We start from the raw sequence: 23,381 nt of genomic DNA, 5'->3' as shown, positions 1-23,381 counted from the left end.
CCCCGCTCCCTAGGATGGTCGGACCTGAGCGGATCGCACGAGGGCGGGAGGACGCGCGGATGGAGACGGAGTCGACGGGCACGCCGACCGGGGAGACCCGGCTGGCCCTGGTGCGCCGGGCGCGGCGGATCGACCGGATCCTGGCCGAGACGTACCCGTACGCCGTCGCCGAGCTGGACTTCGAGACGCCGTTCGAGCTGCTCGTGGCCACGGTGCTGTCCGCCCAGACCACCGACGTGCGCGTCAACGCGGCCACGCCGGCGCTGTTCGCCCGCTTCCCGGATGCCCACGCGATGGCGGCGGCCACCGAGCCCGAGCTGCAGGAGCTCGTGCGCTCCACGGGGTTCTACCGGAACAAGGCCTCGGCGATCCTGCGGCTGTCCCAGGAGCTCGTGGCCCGGCACGACGGCGAGGTCCCCGCCCGTCTCGAGGACCTCGTGGCGCTGCCCGGGGTGGGGCGCAAGACCGCGTTCGTGGTGCTCGGCAGCGCCTTCGGCCAGCCCGGGATCACGGTGGACACGCACGTCGGCCGGCTGGCCCGACGCCTGGGGTTCACGGACGAGACCGACCCGGTGAAGGTGGAGCACGCCGTGGGCGCCCTGTTCCCGCGCCGTGACTGGACGATGCTCTCCCACCGGCTGATCTTCCACGGCCGCCGCGTGTGCCACGCGCGCCGCCCGGCGTGCGGGGCGTGCCCGATCGCCCGCTGGTGCCCGTCCTACGGCGAGGGGGAGACCGACCCCGAGCGGGCGCGCGCCCTGCTCGCCTACGAGCTCAAGCCCGGCCGGGAGGAGCTGCTCGAGCTCCTGCGCGCGGGGCGGACGCGCCGCGAGCTGCGCGCGCTCGGCCACGGACTGGAGGCCTGACCGCCCGGCTGGTCCACCCGCTCAGCCCGCGGTGAGGCCCGCGAGGATCGCGTCGACGGCCCGGCGCGCGTGCACCCCCACGCCCGCGAGCGTGGCCGAGGCGGCCCCGCACCAGTCGTCGTAGCCGAGCAGGTGCAGCCCCGGCACGTCCACCGAGGCGGTCGGCAGCGCACGCTCCGTCGCCGGCGCCCCGGAGGGGCGGCGGGTCAGCTCGAGGCTCCGCAGGTGGCGCAGGTCCGCCCGGAAGCCCGTGCACCAGACGACGTCGTCCACCGGGTGCTCGGTGCCGCGCACCCGGGCCGCGGCGCGGCTGGCGGCGGGCCAGCCGTGGCTCGCGCCGGCGTCGTGGTCCCAGCGGACGCCGTCCGGCGTGAGCGCGGTGGGCGCGGGGACCGCGTGGAGCCCGGCCTCGTCGCGGGCGCGGATCACCGAGGGCACCATGACGATGTCCCCGAGGTCGCCCACGCGCGCCTCGGAGCGGCCCAGCACGCGCGCCGAGGCCCGGTCGAAGAGCACCCGCCCGTCCACGTCGTCCGGCATGAACCGGGGCGGACGCCGGGTGGCCCACGTGGTGGCGACACCCGCCAGCAGCAGGTCAGCCGCGATCTGGGCGCCCGAGTTGCCGCCGCCCACCACGAGGACGCGCCGCCCGGCGAACGCGTCGGGGGAGCGGTACGCGGCGGAGTGCCGCTGCGTGCCGCCGAAGCGGTCGGCGCCCGGGAGAGCCGGCACGAACGGGCGGGTGAACGAGCCGGTCGCGGAGACCACCGCGCGGGCGCTCAGGGCCGTGCCGTCCTCGAGCCGCAGGGTGAACGGCGGGGACGCGGCGGCGTCGTGCGTCACCTCCGCGACACGCACGCCCCGGCGCACCGGCAGCCCGTAGCGGTCCTCGTAGTCGGCCAGGTAGGCGACGACGTGCCCGGCGTCCGGGGTGCCGGGACCGGGCGACGGCGGCATGGGTCGGCCCGGCAGGGAGGAGTGCTCGGCGGGGGAGAACAGGCGCAGGGAGTCCCAGTGGTGCGGCCACGCGCCGCCGGGCTGGGCGGACGCGTCGAGCAGGACGAACGACGGCGGCGGGCCCGGCCGGCGCCCGCGGTCGACGTCCCGCGCGGCCCGGGCCAGGAAGTAGCCGACCGCCAGTCCGGCCTGTCCGGCGCCGATCACCGCGACGTCCACCGGATCCGGGGACGCGGCGTCCGCCGGGGGCGAGGTCAGGGGAGCCGTCATGCCCCGAGGCTACGACCGGCGGCTAGCGTGGGGGCTATGCCTGAGACCCCCGCGAGCCCCCGCCCGACCTCCCGCGACGCCGCCGGGACGTCCGAGGCGTCGCTGACGGGTGCGCGGGACCAGCTGGCGGACCTCGTGGCCCGGTGGGGCACGGCCCCTGCGGACGCGCCCGGTCACCACGACCCGGCCTCGCTCACCACCATCCCGCCCGAGGCCGTGCCGATGTGGGGCTTCGAGTGGCCCCGGTCCGGCGATCCGCGCCCCTCCGCCGTGCTGATCCTGTTCGGCGCCCTCGACGACGTCCCCGCCCGTCACGACGCCGAGCGCGTGCACCCGCACGTGGACGTGCTGCTGACCCAGCGCGCCGCCACCCTGCGCCAGCACGCCGGGCAGATCGCGTTCCCCGGCGGTCGCGTCGACCCCGAGGACGCCGACGTCGTGGCCACGGCCCTGCGCGAGGCGCAGGAGGAGACCGGCTTGGACCCGGCCGGCGTGGAGGTCCTGGGCGTGCTGCCGGCGGTGCCGGTGGTGGTCTCCGGGCACGTGGTGCACCCGGTGCTCGGGTGGTGGCGGGACCCCAGTCGCGTGGCGGTGGTCGACCAGGCCGAGGCCGCGGCCGTGTTCCGGATGCCGGTCGCGGACCTGGTGGACCCCGCGAACCGGTGCCGCGTGGCCCGGCCCGGCGGCCGCCGCGGCGAGACGCCGGGCTTCCTCGTGGGCGAGCGCCTGGTGTGGGGGTTCACGGCGGCGCTGCTGGACCGTGTGCTGGCGCTGCTGGGCTGGGACGTGCCGTGGGACGACTCCCGCGTGCGCGACGCGCGGACCCACGAGATCCTGCGCGGTTGACGGCTGCGCGGCGCCGTCCGCTCCTGCACAGGCGCCGGGGGGTGGGCACGTGTCCCCAGCCGGACGACCGGGGCAGGCGGGCGCGCGGGCGAGGCGGTGGACTGGACGGGCCGGCGGCCGCGGACCGCGGCGGCCGCCCCCCATCCCGCAGGAGGTCCGCCATGCGCCCGTTCGTCCCCGCCGCCCCGGCCCGCCCGCCCCGGGGCCGACGGTCCCGCCTCGCCCCGCCCGAGGTCGGCCGACGGTTCCCGTGGCCCCGCACCGGTGCGGCCGAGCCGGAACGCACGCAGGTCGCCGCGCCGCCGCTCGCCGCACCCGCAGCAGGCCCCTGCGGGCTGGACGTCGCCGCCGTGCGCCGACGCGTGGCCGAGGCCCGCGCGTCGGCCGCGGACGGTGCGGAGCCGCCGCTGGCCCCGCTGATCGCCGAGGCCCTCGACGCGCCGATCGACGACCCGCGCGTGGCGGCGCTGGTCGATGAGCTCGACGGCTTCGGCCCGCTCGCACCCTGGGTGCGCACCCCGGGCGTGACTGACGTGCTCGTGGACGGCGCGGGCGCGGTGTGGACCGACGGGGACGAGGGCCTCGTCCGCCGCCCCGGTCGGCTCGACCCCGAGACCGCCGGGGCGCTCGCGGTGCGGCTGCTGCACCGGGCCGGCCGCCGCCTCGATGCGGCGGTGCCGCTGGCCGACGCCCGCGTGGGCGGCGTGCGCGTCCACGCGGTCCTGCCCCCGGTCAGTGGCGGCGGCACCCTGCTGAGCCTGCGGATCCCGGCCGCGACGACGCCGTCGCTGGCCGCGCTGGCCGACGGCTGGCCGGACGGCGCCCTCTGGGCCGACGCCCTCGAGGCGCTCGTGCGCGACCGCGCCACCGTCCTGGTCAGCGGCGCGACCGGGGCGGGCAAGACCACCCTGCTCTCCGCGGCCCTCGGCCGGGTGCCGGGGGACGAACGGATCGTCGTCGTGGAGGACACGGCCGAGGCCGCGCCCGATCACCCGCACGTGGTCGCCCTGCAGTGCCGCGCCGCCAACGCGGAGGGCGCCGGCGAGGTCGGACTGGCCGAGCTCGTCCGCCACGCGCTGCGGATGCGGCCGGACCGGCTCGTGGTCGGCGAGTGCCGCGGCGCCGAGGTGGCCGATGTCCTCACCGCCCTGAACACGGGCCACCAGGGCGCGTGGGGCACCCTGCACGCCAACGCCGCCGCCGAGGTGCCCGCCCGGCTGACGGCCATGGCCTCCCTGGCCGGCTGGCGGCCCGAGACGGTGGCCGCGCAGGCCCGCGCCGGCGTGGACGCCGTGCTGCACCTCGCCCGCGACGGCCACGGGCGGCACCCCGTCGAGCTCGCCGTCCCGGACCCGCGCGCCGACGGGTTCGCCCTGCTGCCCGCCCTCACGTGGCGACCCGGGACGGAGGCGGCGGGCGGGCGGACCATCGAGGGACCCGGCGTGCCCGCGCTCGCGGCCCGGCTCGCGGGGCGGAGCGGCCGGTGAGCACGACGACGGCGGCCGGGCAGGCACGACGGTCGCGCGCTGGGCGTGCCGCGGCGCTGCTGCCCTGGCGGGCGGGGCGGCCGACGCCGGAGGAGGAGACGGAGGTGCTCGTCGGCGTGCTGCGCCGCTGGGCCGCCCTCGTCTCGGCCGGCCTGACCGAGGAGCAGGCCTGGCGGGAGACCGCGTGCACCCTGCCCGCCTGCGGGCCGGGCCCGAGCGAGGCGGGCACCGCGTGCTGTGCCCATCACCGCGCCCGACGCCGGGCCGAGGCGCTGGCCTGGGATGTGCCGGCGTCGCATGCGCCGACCGGGGAGGCTGCGACCGGCCGTGGCGGCGGGACCCCGTCCTGGCGGACCGGCGCACGGGACCCGGGCTGGGCGCTGGTCGACGCGACGCTCGCGGCCGGGGCCCGGGCGGGCGCGGCCCCCGCAGCCGTGGCCCGGCGGCTGGCCCACAGCCTCGAGGCGGACGTGGACGCGGCCCGGGCCCGCCGCTCAGCCGCGGCGGGGCCGGGCGCGACGTCCCGACTGCTGCAGTGGCTGCCCCTGGGCGGCCTCGGCCTCGCGTGGCTGCTCGGCACCTCCCCGTGGGACCTGGTCCGCTCGCCCTTCGGCGCCGTGGTCGCCGGGGTGGGGCTGCTGTTCTGGCTGGCCGGGCGGTCCTGGACGCGCCTGCTGCTGCGTTCGGCCGCGCGCGAGCCGGCGGCCGTGGGCGCCGCCGTCGTGCTGGACGTGCTGGCGGCGCTGCTCAGCGCCGGCCGATCCCTGCCCGCCGCGCTGGACGACCTCGGCCGGACCCTGCCGGGCGCCCGCGACCTGCGCGCCACGGCGGCGCTGCTGCTCTGGGGCCGGGACTGGGACGAGGCGTGGGCGGGCCTCGACACGGACCCGGTGTGGACCGAGACCGCCGCCCGACTGCGACCGCTGCACCGGTCCGGGATGGCCGGCGCCCGCACGCTGGCCGAGACCGCCGCTGCCGTCCGTCAGCAGACCCGGCGGGCCGACGAACGGGCGGCCGAGGAGCTCGCCGTGCGCCTGGTGATGCCGCTGGGGCTGTGCCTGCTGCCCGCCTTCGTGTGCTGGGGCGTGGTGCCCGTCGTCATGGCCCTGCTCGGGGCGGGACCGGGCTGAGGCCGTGGCGACGCCAGGGCGTCCGGTCCTGCACAGGGCCCCGATCGCCCCGGCCCATCCCCGGATCCGCATCGCCCCCGGCGCGCGGGCCCCGGAGCGGGCCAGCCTGGGACCAGCGGCCCGGCCGGGCCGTCACCACCGCCCCGCACCGCGGGGCCCACTCCAGGAGGACCACCATGACCCACCGCTCCCACACCGCCCAGCCCGCCGTCACCCGCCCCAGCGACCGCGACCGCCTCGCCCGCGTCGTCGACGCCGCGGGCGAGGAGACCGGCGCGATCACGGCCGAGTACGGCATCCTCACGCTCGCCGCCGTGGGCTTCGCGGGCGTGCTGGCCGTCGTGCTCACCAGCCCGGACGTGCAGTCGCTGCTCGTGGACCTCGTCACCGGGGCGCTCCAGCGTGACTGAGCACCCGGCCTCCGCCCCGCCGTCCGCGCGCCGCCCGGGCGCCCGGACGGCGGGGCGGCCCCGGGCGCTCCGGGGCGGCGAGACCGGGGCCGTCACCGCCGAGTACGCGGTGCTGCTGCCCGTGATCGCATTCGTGCTCGTATCCGTCCTGCTGGCCGGCGCCGCCGCGGTGCAGCAGGTGCGGGGTCAGGACGCGGCGGCGTCGGCCGCCCGCATCCTCGCCCGGGGCGACGACGAGGCGGCGGCCCGGGACGCGGTGGCGCGCATGGCCGGCGACGATGCCTCGCTCTCGCACACCGTCGAGGGCGGGTGGGTGACCGTCGAGGTCGTCCAGCCCGGCCCCGGGCCGCTCGCCTGGGCCGAGGTGCTCACCCTCACCGCGCACGCCGCCGCCCCCGACCAGCGGCCCGGAACGCCCGCCGCTTCGCCGGAGGACCGGTCATGACCCGCGGGAGGGCGCCCGCGCGGGGCGAACGAGGCTCGGGCACCGTGTCCGTCCTGGGCACGGCCGCCCTGGGGGCGGGGCTGCTGCTGGCGGTCGCGGCGCTGGGGCAGGCCTCGGTCACCGGCGCCCGGGCGGCCGGGGCCGCCGACCTGGCGGCGCTCGCCGCCTCCGACGCCCGGCGCGGGCTCTCCGACCATGAGCCGTGCGCGCTGGCCGGGCGGACCGCCGCACGCAACGGGGCCGCCGTCGTGGCGTGCGAGGTGCGCGAGGACGGGACCGTGCGCGTCGCGGTCGAGCTCGCCCGCGCCCCGCTGCCGGCGGCCACGGCCGACGCCGTCGCGGGCCCGCCGCGGTCTCAGGCCCCGGGCGCCGCGTCCGTGGCCCCGCCGGAGGAGGCGCCGCCCGAGCCGTCGGTCGAGGCGTCCGCCGGGACGAGGTGATCGGCGTGGTCCATCAGGAACCGCAGGACGGTCAGCGCGCCGGCCTTGTCCAGTGGGCTGTTGCGGTTGCCGCACTTGGGGGACTGCACGCAGGACGGGCAGCCCTCCGCGCACTCGCAGGCCGCGATGGCCCCCGCCGTCGCCTCGACCCAGCGTCGCGCCTGCTCGAAGCCGCGTTCGGCGAAGCCCGCCCCGCCGGGCCGGCCGTCGTAGACGAACACGGCGGGGGAGCCGGTGTCCGGGTGCAGGACCATCGAGACGCCTCCGATGTCCCAGCGGTCGTTCGAGGCGACGAGCGGCATCATGCCGATCATCGCGTGCTCGGCCGCGTGCAGGGCGCCGGGAAGGCGATCCGTGGTCAGTCCCGCGGCGATGAGCTCGTCCGAGGCCGCCTGGAACCACACCGCCGAGGTGAACAGGTCCCGCGCCGGCAGGTCGAGGGGCTCCTCGCCGAGCACCTCCCCGGAGGCCAGGGCCTTGCGCTGGAAGGACACCACCTGGGTGCGGACCTGCACATCCCCGAGGCACCAGCGCAGGGTGCCCTCCCGCGCGTCCAGGCGGCGGTGCACCGCCACGATCTCGACCTCCGTGACGTCCCGGGCCTGCGTGGTGAAGTCCGGCCAGGCGCGCGTGACCACCACCGCGTGCGCGTCCTCGTCCAGCTCCTCCACGAGGTACGTGCGGTCCTGGTGCACGTACACCGCGCCGGGATGCGCCTGGTAATGGGTCTGGGGCGAGTCCATCGTGCCCAGCAGGGCGCCGGACTCGGCGTCGATGATGTCCATGGGGCCGCCGCCGTCGTCCCGCAGGGAGACCATGCCGGCGGCGTGCTCGGGGTGCGTCCAGAACCAGCCGGCCGGCCGACGGCGCAGCAGCCCCTGCTCGACCAGCACGTCCAGCAGGGCGCGCACCCGGTCCGGCTCCCCGAACCAGCCGAACGCCTCGGGCGTGATCGGCAGCTCCGCGGCGGCCGCGCACAGCTGCGGGCCGAGCAGGTGCGGGTTCTCCGGGTCCACCACGGTGTCCTCCACGCCCAGGTCGAACACGGCCTCCGGGTGGTCCACCACGAACGTGTCCAGGGGGTCGTCCGAGGCGACGAAGAACGCGAGCGCGTCCTGGCCGCCGCGCCCGGCGCGGCCGATCTGCTGGAAGAACGACGCGCGGGTGCCCGGCCAGCCGGCCACCACCACCGCGTCCAGCCCCGCGACGTCGATGCCCATCTCCAGTGCCGGCGTCGAGGCCATGCCCAGCAGCCGACCCGAGCGCAGGTCCGCCTCCAGCTCCCGCCGCTCCTCGGGCAGGTAGCCCGAGCGGTAGGCCGCGATCCGGGTGCCGAGCCCCGGCTCGACCTCCTCGAGCTGCCGCTTGGCCGCGCTGGCGATGGCCTCGGCCCCGCGCCGCGAGCGGATGAACGCCAGCGTGCGCACCTGCTGCAGGGCCAGGTCCGTGACCAGGTCGGCGGCGGCGGCCATCGCCGAGCGGCGGACGGGCGCGCCGTTCTCGCCCCGACGGTCCGTCAGCTCCGGCTCCCAGAACGCCACCGTGACCGCCCCGTGCGGGGACGCGTCCTCGGTGACGGCCGTGGCCGGCGCCCCGATCAGTCGAGCGAAGTGCCCGGCCGGATCCGCCGACGTCGCCGACGCCCCGATGAACACGGTCTCCGGCCGGTCCCCGCGGTAGTGGGCGGCGATGCGCCGCAGCCGGCGCAGCAGGATGCCCACCTGCGAGCCGAAGACGCCCCGGTAGGTGTGCGACTCGTCCACCACCACGAACGCCAGGTTCCGGAAGAACGCGGCCCACCGCTCGTGGTGCGGCAGGATCCCGACGTGGAGCATGTCCGGGTTGGTCATGAGCACGGTGGCGTGCTCGCGGGCCCAGATCCGGTCCTGCGGTGCGGTGTCGCCGTCGTAGGGAGCCGCGCGCAGCCCCGGGGCGCCGTCCCGCTCGAGGGCGCGCCAGGAGGTCAGCTGGTCCGCAGCGAGGGCCTTGGTGGGGGCGAGGTAGAGCGCGGTGGCCCGGGGGTCGGCGGCGAGCCGGGTGCCGACCGCCAGCTGGTAGCCCAGCGACTTGCCCGACGCCGTGCCCGTGGCGAGCACGGTGTGCGTCCCCGCACCGGCCAGGTTCGCGGCGCGCACCTGGTGCAGCCACGGCCGCTCGACGCCGCGCGCCGCGAACGCCCTGACCAGGCCCTCCGGAGCGTCCGCGGGCCAGTCCGTGTGCCGGGCCTGCCGTGCGGGCAGCTCGGTGACGTGGCGGATCTGCTCGGGCAACCCGGTCCGACCCAGCGCCGCACGGAGTCCGGCCCCCGCCGGGGTGTCCGGGCGCAGGTCGCCGGGTGCCGTGACGGACAGCCCGGCCACGACGTCGGCCACCACCTCACCGACGGGCTGCGGCTCCGGTCCGGAGGAGTCCGGGGCGGCGTCGTCGACGGGCGGCGCGGCGTCCGCCGTGCCGGGCGGCCCCCAGCCGCCCGCGGGATCCGCCCAGGGATCGTGCTCCGGCAGGTGGCCGGTCACGCCCCCATGGTGCCGGTGTGCTCGGCGGTGGGGTTGTCCTCGGCCAGGCCGCGACCCCAGATGGACACGGGGCCGAGGTCGGTCCAGGCCAGGTGGCGGTACAGCTTCTGGCCGTCCGGGGAGGCGACGAGCAGGCCGCGGCTGATCTCACCCTCGCTCATGACCTCGGAGGTGAGGTAGCGCATCACGAGGGAGCCGAGGCCGCGGCGACGGTGGTTCGGGGACGTCCAGATCCGGTCGTAGACGGCGGTGCCGTCCTCCTCGGTGACCCAGCCGAGGGCGGCGAGCTCCTCCTCGCCCTCGGGCGCGGTCGAGGCGCCGACGGCCAGGATGCGCAGGCGACGGCTGCCCTCCATCGGCTGGTCCACGCGGGCCTCATAGCCCTCGGGCAGCAGCGGGGGCTCCACGTCCTGCAGCTCGGGGTCCATGTCCATGGTCATGAAGCGCTCCGGCTCGGCCTGGGCCTTCAGACCCATGGCCTTGGGGTCCTCGCCGGCGTCGCCGAACACGGTGAGCAGGATCTGCTCCTGGTCCCGCACCGCCTCGCGCAGGTCCTCCAGCTCCGCGCGGGAGGGGTTCACCACCACGTGCTCCCACGTGGCCGGCACGTCCACCGTGGCGCGACCGGAGCCGCCGGGGATCATGTGGGCGGGGCGGGGGGTGCGCAGGGCCGCGCGTCGCCCCGCCTCCTGGCTCGTGCGGTAGCCGCGCGATCGCGACCAGGCCGCGAACCAGATGTCGACCAGTGCCGGATCCAGATGCTCAGTCATGTCTGAAGGGTAAGGCGTGAGGCCGGTGCGGGCCAGGCCCCGCCCGTCCCTCACGGCCGTCACGTCCGGGGCCGCGCACTAGCTGTTGTGGGTCATGAGGTTCTTGCCACGGGGTACGGGCTGAGATGAGACGAGCGGGCCTCTCCGGGCGTGTCAGATGGTCTGTGTAAGCCGTACCGAGAGGAACGGTAAGAATCATGACCATGATCGACGAGAAGAACCCAGGCGAGCCCTCGGGCCAGGACCTGGTCGAGCAGCTGAAAGCCTCAGGGCAGCTTGATGCCCTGTTCGCGCAGATCGACGCGGGCGGCGTCGAGCTCACCGGTGACGGCGGGTTCGTGCCCGCGCTGGTCAAGGCCGCGCTCGAGCGGGGCCTGCAGGCCGAGCTGACCAGCCATCTGGGCTACGAGAAGGGCTCGAGCGAGGCGCTGAAGCACGCCAACTCCCGCAACGGGACCACCCCGAAGACCGTGGAGTCCGAGGTCGGGCCGATCGAGCTGGACGTCCCGCGAGACCGGGGCGGGTCGTTCACCCCGCGCCTGGTGCCCAAGGGCCAGCGGCGCCTCGGGGGCCTGGATGACATGATCATCAGCCTCTATGCCGGCGGAATGACGATCCGGGACATCCAGCACCACCTGGCCTCCACGATCGGCACGGACCTGTCGCACGAGACGATCTCCAACATCACCGACGCCGTGAGCGAAGAGGTCCTGGCGTGGCAGTCGCGGCCGCTGGAGGAGTTCTATCCGGTGATCTATCTCGACGCAATCCGGATCAAGATCCGAGAGAACAGCCAGGTCCTCAACCGTGCCGCCTACATCGCCGTCGGCGTGGACCTCGAGGGCATCAAGCACGTGCTGGGGATCTGGGTCCAGGACACCGAGGGCTCGGCGTTCTGGGCCCACGTCTGCGCCGATCTCGCCAACCGGGGCGTGCAGGACGTGCTGATCGTGTGCTGCGACGGGCTCAAGGGCCTGCCGGAGGCGGTCGAGGCGACGTGGCCGGACTCGATGGTCCAGACCTGCGTGGTTCACCTGATCCGGGCCGCGATGCGGTTCGTGGCCTACCAGGACCGCAAGAAGGTCGCCGCCGCGCTGAAGCCGATCTACACCGCCCCCAACGAAGAGACCGCGAGGAAGGCGCTGGCCGAGTTCGAGGCCTCCGAGCTCGGCACGAAGTACCCGTCTGCAGCCGCGACCTGGGCGAACTCCTGGGAGCGGTTCATCCCGTTCCTGCAGTTCCCACCCATGCTCCGCAAGGTCATCTACACGACCAACAGCATCGAGTCGCTGAACTTCCAGCTACGGAAGGTGACCAAGAACCGCGGCCACTTCCCCTCGACCGAGGCGGCGGTGAAGCTGCTCTGGCTGGCGATCTGCAACATCGAAGACAAACGCGCCGCCGAACGCGCTCGGGACCGGGGCAAACCCGCCGGCCAGCGCAAAGCCCAGGGCCGGCTCGTCGAAGGTCAGGCCGTCACGAACTGGAAGCAGGCCCTCGCCCAGCTCGCCGCGGCCTACCCCGACCGGATCAACCCCTACCTGTGACCACCCCGCTTACACAGACAAGTTGACACGCCCGCCTCTCCCGCAGGATGGAAGTTCCTACACCACCCACCTGCCAGAAGAGACCCACTCATGACTCACGCTAACGCACCCCTGACCCCGACCGGCCGTCTCAGGATGGTCCACCGCCACCTGCACGACGGGATCCCGCAGGCACACGTGGCCGCCGAGTTCCGGGTGAGCCGGCCCACGGTGGCCACCTGGGTCGCCCGCTACCGCGCCCAGGGAGAAGCCGGCCTTCAGGACCTGCCCAGCCGGCCGCACCGTTCACCTGCCCAGCTCGATCCGGTCCTGGTCGCCCAGATCCACGCCCTGCGGCGGGAGCGCAAGTGGTCCGCACGGCGCATCCATCACCACCTCGTCTCTGAAGGCCACCGGGTGTGTCTTCGTACCGTGGGACGGTGGCTGCACCGGGCCGGGATCTCCCGCCTACGGGACCTGACCCCGGCCGGAGAAGACCTGCGCCAACGACCCCAGAAGATCACCGCGAGAGGGCCGGGGCACATGGTGCACCTGGACGTGAAGAAGATCGGACGCATCCCCGAGGGGGGAGGCTGGCGTGCTCACGGCCGGGACTCCGAGAACGCGCGAGCGGCCAAACGCGGGCCTGGCCGGCGGGTCGGGTACACCTACCTGCACTCGGCGATCGACGGGTTCACCCGCCTGGCGTACACCGAAGCGTTGGAGGACGAGAAGGCGGTCACCACGATCGGGTTCTTCTGCCGGGCGCGGGCGTTCTTCGCCGCCCACGGCATCACCGTGGACCGGGTGATCACGGACAACGGCAACAACTACCGGGCCGTGGACTTCACCCGGAAGGTGGTCTCGCTCGGGGGCCGGCACCACCGGATCCGCCCCTACACCCCGCGCCATAACGGGAAGGTCGAACGGTACAACCGGCTGATGGTGGACGAGGTCCTCTACGCCCGCCCGTACTCCTCAGAGCAAGCTCGGCGTGAGGCCCTGCAGGTGTGGGTGAACCACTACAACTACCATCGGCCTCATACCTCCTGCGGAGACGCTCCTCCGGCCTCACTGGCCCCGGCCCGAGTCAACAACGTCATGCCCTCCTACAACTAGCCTGGACCTCGATGAGCACCGCCGCCCTCTCCCGCATCGCGCTGTACTACCGGTTCACCCCGCTCGCCGACCCCGAGGCGGTGCGGCTGTGGCAGCGCACGCTCGCCGCGTCCCTCGGCCTGACCGGCCGGATCATCGTGTCGCCGCAGGGGATCAACGGGACCGTCGGCGGGCCGGTCGACGCGGTCAAGCGCTACGTGCGCGGCACGCGGGAGCATCCGGCGTTCCGGGACCTCGAGGTGAAGTGGTCGGGCGGCTCGGCGGCGGACTTCCCCCGCCTCTCCGTCAAGGTCAAGCCCGAGCTCGTCGCGTTCGGGGCCCCCGAGCGCATCACCGTGGACGCGGACGGCGTCGTTGGCACGGGGGAGCGGCTCACCCCCGCCCAGGTGGACGCGCTCGTCGCCGAGCGGGCCGGCACCGCGAACCCCGTGCGCTTCCTCGACGGCCGCAACACGGTGGAGGCGGCCATCGGCCGCTTCGACGGGGCCGTGGTCCCGGACGCGCACACCACCCGCGACCTGCTCGCCGCCGTCGACTCCGGGGCCCTGGACCACGTCAAGGACGCGCCGCTGATCACCTACTGCACGGGCGGCGTGCGCTGCGAGGTCCTCTCGGCCCTGCTCAAGGACCGCGGCTTCGCCGAGGTCTACCAGCTCGACGGCGGCATCGTCCGCTACGGCGAGGCCCGTGGCGACGCCGGACTGTGGCGGGGCGAGCTGGCCGTGTTCGACCGACGCCTGTCCACCCGCTTCACCGCCGACGCCGAGACCATCGGCCGGTGCGTCACGTGCGAGGCACCGACCTCGGCGCTGCGCAACTGCGCCGACCCGGCCTGCACCACGCTCGAGGTCCGCTGCGCGGCCTGCGCCGCCGACGACCCCGAGCACCGCTGCCCCTTCTGCGCCCACCGCCCCCACCCCGCCGAGAGGACCGAGGCATGAGTCCCGTCCCGACACCCCCGTCGCCCCCCGCCCCGCGGCTGACCCCGGCCACGGCCGCGGCCCTCGCCGCGGACCTGGCGGCCCTGCCGTTCACCACCGCCGCCGTCGAGGGGCTGCTCGGAGCCGTGGCCACGCTCGCCCTGGACCGCGAGCACGCCGAGGCCGCCCGCCGCGTCGTCGCCGGTCACCTGGCGGGCCCCGGCCGGCACGACGACGCAGCCGGCCCCGGCGACCGGCACGGCACGCGGGGCCTCGCCGCCGCCGTCGGGGCCTGGCTGCTCGGCGACCCCGTCCCCGCCGCCGACCTCGACGCCGCGCTGCCCAGCCTCGGTCTGGCCGGGGCCGTGGCGGCCGGGCTCGTCGTCGAGGGGCCGGACGGGCGCGTGCGCGGCGCGGTGGACCTCTCGCCGTACGACGCGGACGAGCCGGGCCGGATGTGGATCGCCTCGGACCTGACGGCCCTGCAGCGGCGCGGCCCGCTGCCTCCCGAGCACGTGCTCGGCATCGGTCGGGCCTCCCTCACGCTCGCCGGCGCCACGCAGCGCCGTCCCGTGGCCCGCGCCCTGGACGTGGGGGTGGGCTGCGGGATCCAGACCCTGCACCTGCTCGCCCACGCCGACCACGTGACCGCCACGGACCTCTCCGAGCGCGCCCTCGCCTTCACCCGGTTCAACCTGCTGCTCAACGCGGACGTGCTCGGCCTCGACCGGGAGCGGCTCGAGGACCGGGTCCGGCTGGCGGCCGGCGATCTGCTGGCGCCGGTGGCGGGGGAGCGGTTCGACCTCGTGGTCTCGAACCCGCCGTTCGTGATCACCCCGCGCACGGACCCGGACGCGCCCGTGCTGACCTACCGCGACGGCGGCCGTGAGGGCGACCGGATCGTCGCGGAGCTGATCGCGGCCCTGCCGGACGTGCTCGCCGAGGGCGGCACCGCGCAGCTGCTCGCCAACTGGGAGATCCCGGCGGGGGACACCACCGACGCCGACACCGCACCGTGGAACGCGCGCCCGCGTTCGTGGGTGGCGCCGGGGATGCAGGCCTGGTTGCTCCAGCGCGACCGGCAGGACCCCGCGGGCTACGCGGAGACGTGGCTGCAGGACTCCTCGCTCGAGCTCGACCCGCCCGCCTATGAGGCCGCCTACCGCGGGTACCTGGAGGACTTCGACGCCCGCGGCGTGGCCGGGGTCGGCTTCGGACACGTGTGGCTGCGTCGGCCCGCCGCGGACGGCTCCCAGGGCCGGGGGTGGGTGGTCGTTGAGGAGCTGACCCAGCCCGTGGATGAGGCCCTCGGCGCCGCGTGGGCCGCCGCCGTCGCCCGCCGGGACCGGCTCGCCGCGGGCGCCGGGGCCGGGGACGCCGTCGGGGACCCGGCCCTGGCCGCGCTGCGGGGCCTGCACCTGCGCGTGGCCGCGGACGTCACGGAAGAGCGGCACCAGCGGTTCGGGGCGGAGCACCCCGAGGTGATCCTGGCCCGGCAGGGCTCCGGGTTCCGGCGCGTGGCGCGCCTGGACACCGCGACGGCGGGCGTGCTGTCCGCCAGCGACGGCGAGCTGTCCGTGGGGCAGCTGGTGGGCGCGGTCGCCGCGCTGCTGGAGCTGGACGACGTCGGGCGGGCCGGCCTGCTGGCCGCGCTGCGGGAGCTGTACGAGGACGGGTTCCTGGTGGAGGGCTGACGATCGGGCGGTGGCGGGCGCGGGGACGCCGGGCGTTATCGTGGTCAGCGCGCCCTACGATGTGGGGACGTCCGTCCGCGGCGGACGCGGGTCGGCTCGCGTCGGCCCCGGATCCGCAACAATCCCGTCCCAGGAGGACCCGTTGTCCACTCCCCCCGCTTCCGTGACCGCTCCCGTGCCCTCGGGCAAGAAGCTGGTCATCGTGGAGTCCCCGGCCAAGAGCAAGTCCATCGCGAAGTACCTCAACGCGGTGGGCGAGGGCTGGGTGGTGGACTCCTCCGTGGGGCACATCCGCGACCTGCCCAAGCCCTCGGACCTGCCGGCGGAGATGAAGAAGGGCCCGTTCGGCAAGTTCGCCGTGGACACGGAGCACGGCTTCACCCCGTACTACGTGGTGCACCCGGACAAGAAGAAGAAGGTCACCGAGCTCAAGCGCGAGCTCAAGGACGCCGAGGCCCTCTACCTCGCCACGGATGCGGACCGCGAGGGCGAGGCCATCGCCTGGCACCTGCTGGACACCCTCAAGCCCACGGTGCCGGTGTACCGCATGACCTTCGGCGAGATCACCAAGGAGGGCGTGCGCCGCGGTCTGGAGAACATCCGTGAGCTGGACACGGCCCTCGTGGACGCCCAGGAGACGCGCCGCATCCTCGACCGCCTGTTCGGCTACGAGCTCTCGCCGGTGCTCTGGCGCAAGGTCTCCCGCGGGCTCTCGGCGGGCCGCGTGCAGTCGGTGGCCACCCGCCTCGTCGTCGAGCGCGAGCGGGAGCGCATGGCCTTCGTCTCCGCCCACTACTGGGGCGTGGAGGGCACCTTCACGGTGGCCGAGGGCGCGCAGGCCGCGGACGCCGTGGGCAGCTCGTTCACGGCCCGCCTCAGCACGGTGGACGGCCAGCGCGTGGCCACGGGCCGCGACTTCGACGACGCCGGGCGGCTCAAGGCCTCCGCCGGCAAGAAGGTGACCCACCTGGACGAGGCCGGCGCCCGCTCGCTGGCCGAGGGTCTGCGCGGGGCGGACTTCACGGTCGACTCGGTGGAGGACAAGCCGTACACCCGCCGCCCGGCCGCCCCCTTCACCACCTCCACGCTGCAGCAGGAGGCCGCCCGCAAGCTCCGCATGAGCTCCCGCGTCTCCATGCAGGTGGCCCAGCGCCTGTACGAGAACGGCTACATCACGTACATGCGCACGGACTCGGTGAACCTCTCGCAGGAGGCCGTGCAGGCCGCCCGGCGCCAGGCTACCGAGCTCTACGGGGCGGACGCCGTGCCGGCCCAGCCGCGCGTCTACGCCAAGCGCAACGAGACCGCGCAGGAGGCCCACGAGGCCATCCGGCCCGCGGGGGACTCCTTCCGGACCCCGGCCCAGGTCAAGGCCGAGCTGCGCCCGGACGAGTTCCGCCTGTACGAGCTGATCTGGAAGCGCACCGTGGCCTCGCAGATGGCCGACGCCAAGGGCTACACCGCCACGCTGCGGCTCTCGGCCACCGCGCAGGACGGCCGCCTCGCGCAGTTCAGCGCCTCGGGCACGGTCATCACGTTCAAGGGCTTCCTCGACGCGTACGAGGAGGGCCGGGACGCCGAGGTCGACGGCGAGAACGCGGAGGCCAAGGACCGCCGCCTGCCGCAGGTGGCCCAGGGCGAGCGCCTCACCGGTGACCCGATCGAGGCCACCGGGCACGAGACCTCCCCGCCGGCCCGCTACACCGAGGCGTCGATCGTCGCCGAGCTGGAGCGCCGCGAGATCGGGCGTCCCTCCACGTACGCCCCGACGATCTCCACGATCATGGACCGCGGCTACGTGTCCAAGCGCGGCACCGCGCTCGTCCCGTCGTGGACCGCGTTCGCGGTGATCGGGCTGCTCGAGGACTACTTCGCGAAGTACGTGGACTACGACTTCACGGCCCGCATGGAGGACGACCTCGACCGGATCGCGGCGGGCGAGCTCGGCCGCGAGGCCTGGCTGCAGACCTTCTACTTCGGGGCCCCCGCCGCGGAGACGGAGAAGGGCGTCGAGGGCCTCAAGCACGTGGTGGACAACCTCGGCGAGATCGACGCGCGGGCCGTGAACTCGCTGCCGATCACCGAGGACATCACCCTGCGGGTGGGCCAGTACGGCCCGTACCTGGAGCGGTCGCTGCCGGCCGACGCGGAGGCGGGCGCCACCCCGCCGCGCGCCAACGTCCCCGAGGACCTGGCCCCGGACGAGCTCACCCCGGCCAAGGCCGAGGAGCTGTTCGCCACCGCCCAGCCCTCCGAGCGCGAGCTCGGCACGGACCCGGAGACGGGCCGGACCGTCGTCGCCAGGGACGGGCGCTACGGGCCCTACGTCACCGAGGTCATCCCGGAGATGACCGAGGAGGAGCTGCAGGCCTGGCTCGACGCCCAGCCCACCGAGTACTACAAGAACGGCAAGCCCAAGCCGAAGAAGAAGCCGGCCAAGGAGAAGCCCCGCACCGGCTCCCTCTTCAAGAGCATGTCCGTGGACACCGTGACCCTCGAGCAGGCGCTGCAGCTGATGTCCCTGCCGCGCGTCGTGGGCGCGGACGCCGAGGGCGAGGTCATCACCGCCCAGAACGGCCGCTTCGGGCCCTACCTGAAGAAGGGCTCGGACTCGCGCTCGCTCGAGTCCGAGGACCAGATCTTCAGCATCACGCAGGAGCAGGCCCTCGAGATCTACGCCCAGCCGAAGCAGCGTGGCCGCGGGGCCGCCAAGCCGCCGCTGGCCGAGTTCGGCGAGGACCCGGTCTCCGGCAAGAAGGTCACCGTGAAGGAGGGCCGCTTCGGCCCGTACGTCACGGACGGGGTCACCAACATCACCGTCCCGCGCGGCCGTCAGCCCGAGGAGCTCACGGCGGAGGAGGCCTACCAGCTGCTCGCGGACAAGCGTGCCAAGGGCCCGGCCACCCGCGGCGGTGCCAAGAAGCCGGCGGCCCGCAAGGCCCCGGCCAAGAAGACCACCGCGCGGAAGAAGGCCTGAGCGCCATGCGCCTCGGCGTCCTGGACATCGGGTCCAACACCGTCCACCTGCTGCTCGTGGACGCCCACCCGGGGGCCCGCCCCGTCGCCTACGCGGAGCACAAGCGCTCCCTTCCGCTGATCCGCTACCAGGACGCCGACGGGGCGATCACGGAGGAGGGACAGCGGGAGCTCGTGGACTTCGTCCGTGAGGCCGCCGCGTTCGCGGAGGAGCATCGGGCGGAGGACATGATCTCGTTCTGCACCTCGGCGATCCGCGAGTCCGCGAACGGCGCCGCCGTGCTGGCCCGCGTGCAGGCCGAGACCGGTGTGCACCTCTCCGAGCTCACGGGGGACCAGGAGTCGGCCATGACGTACTTCGCCGTGCGCCGCTGGCAGGGCTGGGGCGCCGGCTCCATCCTGAACTTCGACATCGGCGGCGGCTCCTTCGAGATCGCCTACGGCCAGGACGAGCTGCCCTCGCACGCCCTGTCCCTGCCGCTGGGCGCCGGCCGCCTCACCCGCGACTGGGTGCTCGAGGACCCGCCCAGCCCCAAGGCGGTGAAGAAGCTCCGCAAGCACGTGGAGAAGCGACTCGAGGAGGCGTATACGGCCTTCCCGCGCATCGAGTCGCCCGTGGTGGTCACCGCCACCTCGAAGACGTTCCGCTCCCTCGCCCGGATCACCGGGGCGGCGCCGTCGGCGGCGGGCCCCTTCGTGAAGCGGCACCTGCGCGCGGACGACCTGCACCTGTGGGTGAACCGCCTCGCGGCGATGACCGTCGCGGAGCGGGCGGAGCTGCCCGGCGTCTCGGACGTGCGCGCGCACCAGGTGTTCGCGGGGGCGATCGTCGCGCTGACGGCCATGCGCACGTTCGGCATCGCCCAGCTCGAGATCTGCCCGTGGGCGCTGCGCGAGGGCCTGATCCTCAACCGCCTCGACGCGCTCATGCTCGAGGGCCACCTCACCCGGGACGGCCGGCCCGGCGTCGGCCACGTGAACCTCAACCCGGACACCCTCCTGCCGGGACTGAGCCTGGGGGTGCGCTGACCATGCCGGACTCCACCGCGCACCTGGCCCCCGCGGCGCGCTTCGGAGCGGACATCCCCGTGACCCTGTCCTCCTCGTCCGTGTTCCCCCTGGGCACCCAGGACGTGTTCGCCACCGCCGAGGACCTCGGCTACGACGGCGTGGAGGTCATGGTCACGCACAACGCGTGGAGCCAGGACGCGCGGCGGCTGACGCGGCTGTCCGAGCGGCACGGGATGCCCATCGACTCCATCCACGCGCCCACCCTGCTGTTCACGCAGCAGGTCTGGGGCTCCGCGTGGTCCAAGATCCGCCGCTCCGTGGAGCTGGCGCAGGCCGTGGGCGCGGCCACCGTGGTCGCCCACCCGCCGTTCCGCTGGCAGGGCACGTACGCGGTGCGCTTCGCCGAGGGCATCCACGAGCTCATGGCGGAGACCGGCGTCGTGATCGCCGTGGAGAACATGTACCCGTGGCGGGCCTACGGCCGCAAGGCCAAGATGTACCTGCCGCACTGGAACCCGCTGCCCGAGCCGTACGAGCACATCTGCTGGGACTTCTCCCACGCGGCCATCGCGCGGGCGGACTCCCTGGCGGCCGTCCGCGAGCTCGGCCCGCGGCTGCGGCACGTCCACCTCACCGACGGCAACGACTCCGGCAAGGACGACCACCTGGTCCCCGGCGAGGGCACCCAGCCCGTGGCCGAGACCCTGCGCCACCTGGCGACCGCGGGCCTGGCCGGCACGGTGTGCGTGGAGGTGGGCACGCGCGGCGTGGAGTACGCGGGCCAGCGGGAGGAGATGCTCGCCGCCTCGCTCGCCTTCGCGCGCGATCACCTGGCCGCCGGCGGGACCGACCACCACCACGACGACGCCCCGCGCCCGACCACGAAGGAGACGGACCGACCATGAAGCTGACCATCCTGGGCCTGGGCACCATGACCGGGGCCATCCTCGCCGGAGCCCTCGAGGCCGGCGCCGTGCGCGCCGAGGACGTCACCGCGACCACCCGCTCCGCCGCCTCCGCCGAGAAGGCCGCCGCGCAGCACGGCGTCACCGTGACCTCCCAGGAGCGGGACGAACGCGCCAACCATGCCGCGGTCGCTGAGGCGGACATCGTCCTGGTGGGCGTGAAGCCGAAGGACATGGTCGCCACCCTCACGGACCTGGCGCCGTCGCTGCGCCCCGAGACCGTGGTGGTGTCCGTGGCAGCCGGCGTCACCGCCGCGACCATGGCCGCCGTGCTGCCGGCGGGGCAGCCGATCGTGCGGACCATGCCGAACACGCCCCTGACGGTGGGCTCCGGCGTCGTGGGCGTGGCCCCCGGGCCGGGCGTCACCGAGGAGCAGACCACCGCCGTGCGCGCTCTCTTCGAGGGCTCCGGCCTGGTGGTGCCGGTGGCCGAGGAGCAGCTCTCCGCCGTGGTGGCGACCGCCGGCTCCGCCCCGGCCTACGTGTTTCTGCTGGCCGAGCTGATCGCCGCCCACGGTGCGGAGATGGGACTGGACGCCGCCTCCGCCGAGGCCATGGCCGCGGCCACCGTCAAGGGAGCCGGCATCATGCTCCAGCAGGAGGGGGCCAGGGCCGAGGCTCTGCGCAAGGCCGTGATGAGCCCGAACGGGACCACCGAGAAGGCCGTGGAGGCGTTCCTGGACGGCGGCATGGGCGACCTCGTGAACCGTGCCATGGACGCGGCCGCGCAGCGCGACAAGGAGATGGCCGAGGAGTTCGGGGCCTGACGGCGCGGGCATGCCTCAGGGCCGGGCCGCGAACCGGTCGATGAGGTCGGTGTGGCCAGAGACGATGAGGGTGTCGCGCGGGCCCACCCGGGTGTCCGGCTGGGCGTAGGTGAAGTCCTCGCCCGGGGTCTTCACGCCCACCACGGTCACGCCGTACTTGGAGCGCACCTTGGACTCGGCGAGCGTGAAGCCCACGCACTCGGCCGGCGGGTACATCTTCACGATCGCGAAGTCGTCGTCGAACTCGATGAAGTCGAGCATGCGCCCGTTCACGAGGTGGGCGGCGCGCACGCCGGCGTCGTGCTCCGGGAAGATCACGTGGTTCGCCCCGATCCGCTTGAGGATCGTGCCGTGCGCCTCGCTGATCGCCTTCACCCAGATGTGGGGGATCTCCAGGTCCACGAGGTTCACGGTGATCAGCACCGATGCCTCGATGGAGGTGCCCACGCCGACCACCGCCGTCGAGAAGTCCTGCGCGCCGAGCTGGCGCAGGGCCTCGGGGTCGGTGGCGTCCGCCTCCACCACGTGGGTGAGCGAGGGGGCGAAGCGCTGCACGAGGACGGGGTCCCGCTCGACGGCGAGCACCTCGCGGCCCTGGGCGACGAGCTCCTCGGCCGTGGCGGCGCCGAAGCGGCCCAGCCCCACGACGAGCACGGGGGCGTTGGGATCGGTGCGCTGCGGGGTGTCAGCCAATGACCGGCCTCTCGACGGGGTAGCGGTAGAGCACGCGCCGCTGGCGCAGGGCCAGGGCGGCGGCGAACGTGATCGTACCAACGCGGCCCGCGAACATCATGGCCGTCAGGACGTACTTGCCGGTCGGTGGGCTCTCCGCGGAGACGCCCACGGAGAGCCCGCACGTCCCGAACGCGGAGATCACCTCGAACAGGGGCCGCTGGAGGGACTCGTCGGTGATGTGCACCAGCGCCAGAGTGGCCACGAGCACGAGGGTGGCACCGAGGGCGAGCACCGCGATGGCCACGCGCAGGGACTCGGGGGCGATCGTGCGGCCGTGCGCCGTCACCTCGCGGTCGCCGCGCGCCTCCGCCACGATCGCGAGGAACATGATCGCCAGCGTGGTCACCTTGATGCCGCCCGCGGTGGAGGCGGACCCGCCGCCCACGAACATGAGCGCGTCCATGAGCAGCAGGGACTCGGGCTGGTGCGCGTTCGTGTCGTCGATCGCGAAGCCGCCGGAGCGGGTCATCACGGAGCCGAAGAGCGAGTGCCCGACCCGCTGCCAGAAGCCCATGCCGGCCTGGGTCGCCGGGTTGTCCGCCTCGAAGAAGAAGAGGGCGACGGCGCCGAGCACCAGCAGTGCCAGCGTCACCTCGACCGTGAGCTTGGTGTGCAGGTTCCACTGCCGGAACCGCCACCCCTTCTCCAGCAGCACCATGACCACGGGGAAGCCGAGCGCACCGAGGAACACGCCGACGCCGAGCACCGTGATGATCACCGGGTCGTGCATGATCTCCGGCAGGCCGTCCACGTGGAGGGTGAACCCGGCGTTGTTGAAGGCGCTGACCGAGTAGAAGACCCCGTGCCACAGGCCGGTGAGCCACGAGCCGGAGATGGCCGCGAACCGCGGCACGAGGAAGAACGCCAGCGCGGCCTCGGCGGTCAGCACCGTCACGACGACGACGCGCAGCAGCCGGCCGACCTCGCCGAGATTCCCGGAGGTCATGCCCGCCTGCTGCGTCGCCAGCTTCGACCTCAGACCCAGATGCCGGGAGACGGCCAGCGTGAGCAGCGAGGCCATCGAGAGGATGCCCAGGCCGCCGATCTGGATGGCCACGAGGATGATCACCTGGCCCGCGGGGGACCAGTGCACGGCCGTGTTGACGGTGGTCAGACCGGTCACGGAGAAGGCGGAGACCGCGGTGAACATGGCGTCGTGCAGGGGGGTGGCGTGGCCGTCCGCCGCGGCCCACGGCAGGGCGAGGAGCCCGGTGAACACCAGGGCCATGAGGGCGAAGGCGGAGAGGGCGGCGCGGGCCGGGGAGCCGCCCACCACGGAGCTGACGGCGCGGCCCGAGCGCCGCAGCGCCGTGCGCAGGTCGGTCGAGGACTCCAGCGTGGAGGCCTGGCCGGGCCGGGGGAGTCCGCCGGGCCGGCGCACCCCGCCGCGGCGGCGGGCGTGCGGGGTCGGACGGGGACCTGCCACGGGGCACCTCCTGCACGGGGACGGGGAACGGACCGGCTCCCAGTATCGCGCGCCCCGTGGCCCGCGCGTCACGCGGGCGAGACATCCGAGGCGATCGTCGCCACC

General features: G+C 74.9%; 20 protein-coding genes. 15 read left to right on the top strand and 5 right to left on the bottom strand.

Annotation, left to right across the window (positions count from 1 at the left end; genetic code table 11):
- Positions 1 to 59 precede the first annotated feature (59 nt).
- A complete protein-coding gene (gene nth / locus AC0VX2_RS09360; protein ID WP_070709151.1) occupies positions 60 to 866 on the top strand; it encodes an endonuclease III in 807 nt (268 codons plus the stop codon).
- 21 nt (positions 867 to 887) lie between these two features.
- Here nth and AC0VX2_RS09355 read toward each other — a convergent pair whose 3' ends face one another.
- Positions 888 to 2,093 carry an NAD(P)-binding domain-containing protein gene (locus AC0VX2_RS09355; protein ID WP_102708564.1) on the bottom strand — a complete coding sequence of 402 codons (1,206 nt, stop codon included), beginning with the start codon at positions 2,091 to 2,093 and terminating at the stop codon, positions 888 to 890.
- Positions 2,094 to 2,129: 36 nt separating this feature from the next.
- On the opposite strand from AC0VX2_RS09355, the gene AC0VX2_RS09350 reads away from it, so the two are divergent.
- The 6 genes from AC0VX2_RS09350 (at position 2,130) to AC0VX2_RS09325 (ending at position 6,851) form a co-directional block, all read left to right on the top strand.
- Positions 2,130 to 2,939: an NUDIX hydrolase gene (locus tag AC0VX2_RS09350; protein ID WP_041103998.1), complete on the top strand. Its 810-nt coding sequence runs from the start codon at positions 2,130 to 2,132 to the stop codon at positions 2,937 to 2,939.
- A 161-nt stretch (positions 2,940 to 3,100) separates the two neighbouring features.
- Complete coding sequence (locus AC0VX2_RS09345; RefSeq protein WP_002856982.1) at positions 3,101 to 4,426, top strand: TadA family conjugal transfer-associated ATPase; 1,326 nt, start codon at positions 3,101 to 3,103, stop codon at positions 4,424 to 4,426.
- Positions 4,423 to 5,556, top strand: coding sequence for a type II secretion system F family protein (locus tag AC0VX2_RS09340; RefSeq protein ID WP_102708565.1), 1,134 nt, complete (start codon positions 4,423 to 4,425; stop codon positions 5,554 to 5,556). Before AC0VX2_RS09345 ends, AC0VX2_RS09340 begins: the two co-directional genes overlap by 4 nt.
- A 176-nt stretch (positions 5,557 to 5,732) precedes the next feature.
- The gene (locus tag AC0VX2_RS09335) at positions 5,733 to 5,966 is read left to right on the top strand and encodes a DUF4244 domain-containing protein (protein WP_044658881.1); all 234 of its coding nucleotides are present in this window, start codon (positions 5,733 to 5,735) and stop codon (positions 5,964 to 5,966) included.
- A complete protein-coding gene (locus AC0VX2_RS09330) occupies positions 5,959 to 6,411 on the top strand; it encodes a TadE family type IV pilus minor pilin (RefSeq protein ID WP_044658882.1) in 453 nt (150 codons plus the stop codon). The genes AC0VX2_RS09335 and AC0VX2_RS09330 overlap by 8 nt, the downstream gene beginning before the upstream one ends.
- Complete coding sequence (locus AC0VX2_RS09325; RefSeq protein ID WP_044658883.1) at positions 6,408 to 6,851, top strand: Rv3654c family TadE-like protein; 444 nt, start codon at positions 6,408 to 6,410, stop codon at positions 6,849 to 6,851. Before AC0VX2_RS09330 ends, AC0VX2_RS09325 begins: the two co-directional genes overlap by 4 nt.
- Here the strand turns inward: AC0VX2_RS09325 and AC0VX2_RS09320 are convergent.
- Together AC0VX2_RS09320 and AC0VX2_RS09315 are read right to left on the bottom strand one after the other, a co-directional pair.
- Positions 6,767 to 9,367, bottom strand: a complete 2,601-nt coding sequence (locus tag AC0VX2_RS09320; protein ID WP_102708566.1) for a DEAD/DEAH box helicase — start codon at positions 9,365 to 9,367, stop codon at positions 6,767 to 6,769. The two genes, AC0VX2_RS09325 and AC0VX2_RS09320, sit on opposite strands and share 85 nt — an antisense overlap.
- Complete coding sequence (locus AC0VX2_RS09315; protein WP_020626505.1) at positions 9,364 to 10,137, bottom strand: GNAT family N-acetyltransferase; 774 nt, start codon at positions 10,135 to 10,137, stop codon at positions 9,364 to 9,366. The genes AC0VX2_RS09320 and AC0VX2_RS09315 overlap by 4 nt, the downstream gene beginning before the upstream one ends.
- Before the next feature lie 203 nt (positions 10,138 to 10,340).
- Between AC0VX2_RS09315 and AC0VX2_RS09310 the strand changes: the two genes are divergently transcribed.
- From AC0VX2_RS09310 to proC, 8 genes are all read left to right on the top strand, one after another.
- Positions 10,341 to 11,684 carry an IS256-like element ISMlu11 family transposase gene (locus AC0VX2_RS09310; RefSeq protein WP_044658726.1) on the top strand — a complete coding sequence of 448 codons (1,344 nt, stop codon included), beginning with the start codon at positions 10,341 to 10,343 and terminating at the stop codon, positions 11,682 to 11,684.
- A 90-nt stretch (positions 11,685 to 11,774) separates the two neighbouring features.
- Positions 11,775 to 12,782: an IS481 family transposase gene (locus AC0VX2_RS09305; RefSeq protein ID WP_475432578.1), complete on the top strand. Its 1,008-nt coding sequence runs from the start codon at positions 11,775 to 11,777 to the stop codon at positions 12,780 to 12,782.
- An 11-nt stretch (positions 12,783 to 12,793) separates the two neighbouring features.
- Positions 12,794 to 13,723 (top strand): oxygen-dependent tRNA uridine(34) hydroxylase TrhO, encoded by a 930-nt coding sequence (gene trhO, locus AC0VX2_RS09300; RefSeq protein WP_396729098.1) that lies wholly within the window; start codon positions 12,794 to 12,796, stop codon positions 13,721 to 13,723.
- Entirely contained in the window at positions 13,720 to 15,396 is a 1,677-nt protein-coding gene (locus AC0VX2_RS09295; protein ID WP_144818502.1) for a DUF7059 domain-containing protein, read from the top strand. Before trhO ends, AC0VX2_RS09295 begins: the two co-directional genes overlap by 4 nt.
- A 142-nt stretch (positions 15,397 to 15,538) precedes the next feature.
- Positions 15,539 to 18,373 (top strand): type I DNA topoisomerase, encoded by a 2,835-nt coding sequence (topA, locus tag AC0VX2_RS09290; protein WP_036341214.1) that lies wholly within the window; start codon positions 15,539 to 15,541, stop codon positions 18,371 to 18,373.
- A 5-nt stretch (positions 18,374 to 18,378) separates the two neighbouring features.
- Positions 18,379 to 19,401, top strand: coding sequence for a Ppx/GppA family phosphatase (locus AC0VX2_RS09285; RefSeq protein ID WP_036341216.1), 1,023 nt, complete (start codon positions 18,379 to 18,381; stop codon positions 19,399 to 19,401).
- A gap of 2 nt (positions 19,402 to 19,403) precedes the next feature.
- Positions 19,404 to 20,288, top strand: a complete 885-nt coding sequence (locus AC0VX2_RS09280; RefSeq protein ID WP_355504547.1) for a sugar phosphate isomerase/epimerase family protein — start codon at positions 19,404 to 19,406, stop codon at positions 20,286 to 20,288.
- Complete coding sequence (gene proC, locus AC0VX2_RS09275) at positions 20,285 to 21,115, top strand: pyrroline-5-carboxylate reductase (protein WP_036317279.1); 831 nt, start codon at positions 20,285 to 20,287, stop codon at positions 21,113 to 21,115. The genes AC0VX2_RS09280 and proC overlap by 4 nt, the downstream gene beginning before the upstream one ends.
- Positions 21,116 to 21,130: 15 nt before the next feature.
- Here the strand turns inward: proC and AC0VX2_RS09270 are convergent, their stop codons facing one another.
- Entirely contained in the window at positions 21,131 to 21,808 is a 678-nt protein-coding gene (locus tag AC0VX2_RS09270) for a potassium channel family protein (RefSeq protein ID WP_396729101.1), read from the bottom strand.
- Complete coding sequence (locus AC0VX2_RS09265; RefSeq protein WP_102708767.1) at positions 21,801 to 23,276, bottom strand: TrkH family potassium uptake protein; 1,476 nt, start codon at positions 23,274 to 23,276, stop codon at positions 21,801 to 21,803. Before AC0VX2_RS09265 ends, AC0VX2_RS09270 begins: the two co-directional genes overlap by 8 nt.
- Between the last annotated feature and the right edge of the window lie 105 nt (positions 23,277 to 23,381).

The sequence above is a fragment of the Micrococcus sp. iso_239 genome (assembly GCF_056173395.1).
The sequence above is the reverse complement of the archived record's forward strand: the minus strand, read 5'-3'. Positions and strand labels throughout refer to the sequence as shown.

Coding starts and splice junctions, on each gene's coding strand:
- AC0VX2_RS09355 (WP_102708564.1), bottom strand. CDS start 2,093: ATGACGGCTCCCCTGACCTCGCCCCCGGCGGACGCCGCGTCCCCGGAT.
- AC0VX2_RS09345 (WP_002856982.1), top strand. CDS start 3,101: ATGCGCCCGTTCGTCCCCGCCGCCCCGGCCCGCCCGCCCCGGGGCCGA.
- AC0VX2_RS09295 (WP_144818502.1), top strand. CDS start 13,720: ATGAGTCCCGTCCCGACACCCCCGTCGCCCCCCGCCCCGCGGCTGACC.
- nth (WP_070709151.1), top strand. CDS start 60: ATGGAGACGGAGTCGACGGGCACGCCGACCGGGGAGACCCGGCTGGCC.
- AC0VX2_RS09325 (WP_044658883.1), top strand. CDS start 6,408: ATGACCCGCGGGAGGGCGCCCGCGCGGGGCGAACGAGGCTCGGGCACC.
- AC0VX2_RS09310 (WP_044658726.1), top strand. CDS start 10,341: ATGATCGACGAGAAGAACCCAGGCGAGCCCTCGGGCCAGGACCTGGTC.
- AC0VX2_RS09315 (WP_020626505.1), bottom strand. CDS start 10,137: ATGACTGAGCATCTGGATCCGGCACTGGTCGACATCTGGTTCGCGGCC.
- proC (WP_036317279.1), top strand. CDS start 20,285: ATGAAGCTGACCATCCTGGGCCTGGGCACCATGACCGGGGCCATCCTC.
- AC0VX2_RS09335 (WP_044658881.1), top strand. CDS start 5,733: ATGACCCACCGCTCCCACACCGCCCAGCCCGCCGTCACCCGCCCCAGC.
- trhO (WP_396729098.1), top strand. CDS start 12,794: ATGAGCACCGCCGCCCTCTCCCGCATCGCGCTGTACTACCGGTTCACC.
- AC0VX2_RS09285 (WP_036341216.1), top strand. CDS start 18,379: ATGCGCCTCGGCGTCCTGGACATCGGGTCCAACACCGTCCACCTGCTG.
- AC0VX2_RS09305 (WP_475432578.1), top strand. CDS start 11,775: ATGACTCACGCTAACGCACCCCTGACCCCGACCGGCCGTCTCAGGATG.
- AC0VX2_RS09280 (WP_355504547.1), top strand. CDS start 19,404: ATGCCGGACTCCACCGCGCACCTGGCCCCCGCGGCGCGCTTCGGAGCG.
- AC0VX2_RS09350 (WP_041103998.1), top strand. CDS start 2,130: ATGCCTGAGACCCCCGCGAGCCCCCGCCCGACCTCCCGCGACGCCGCC.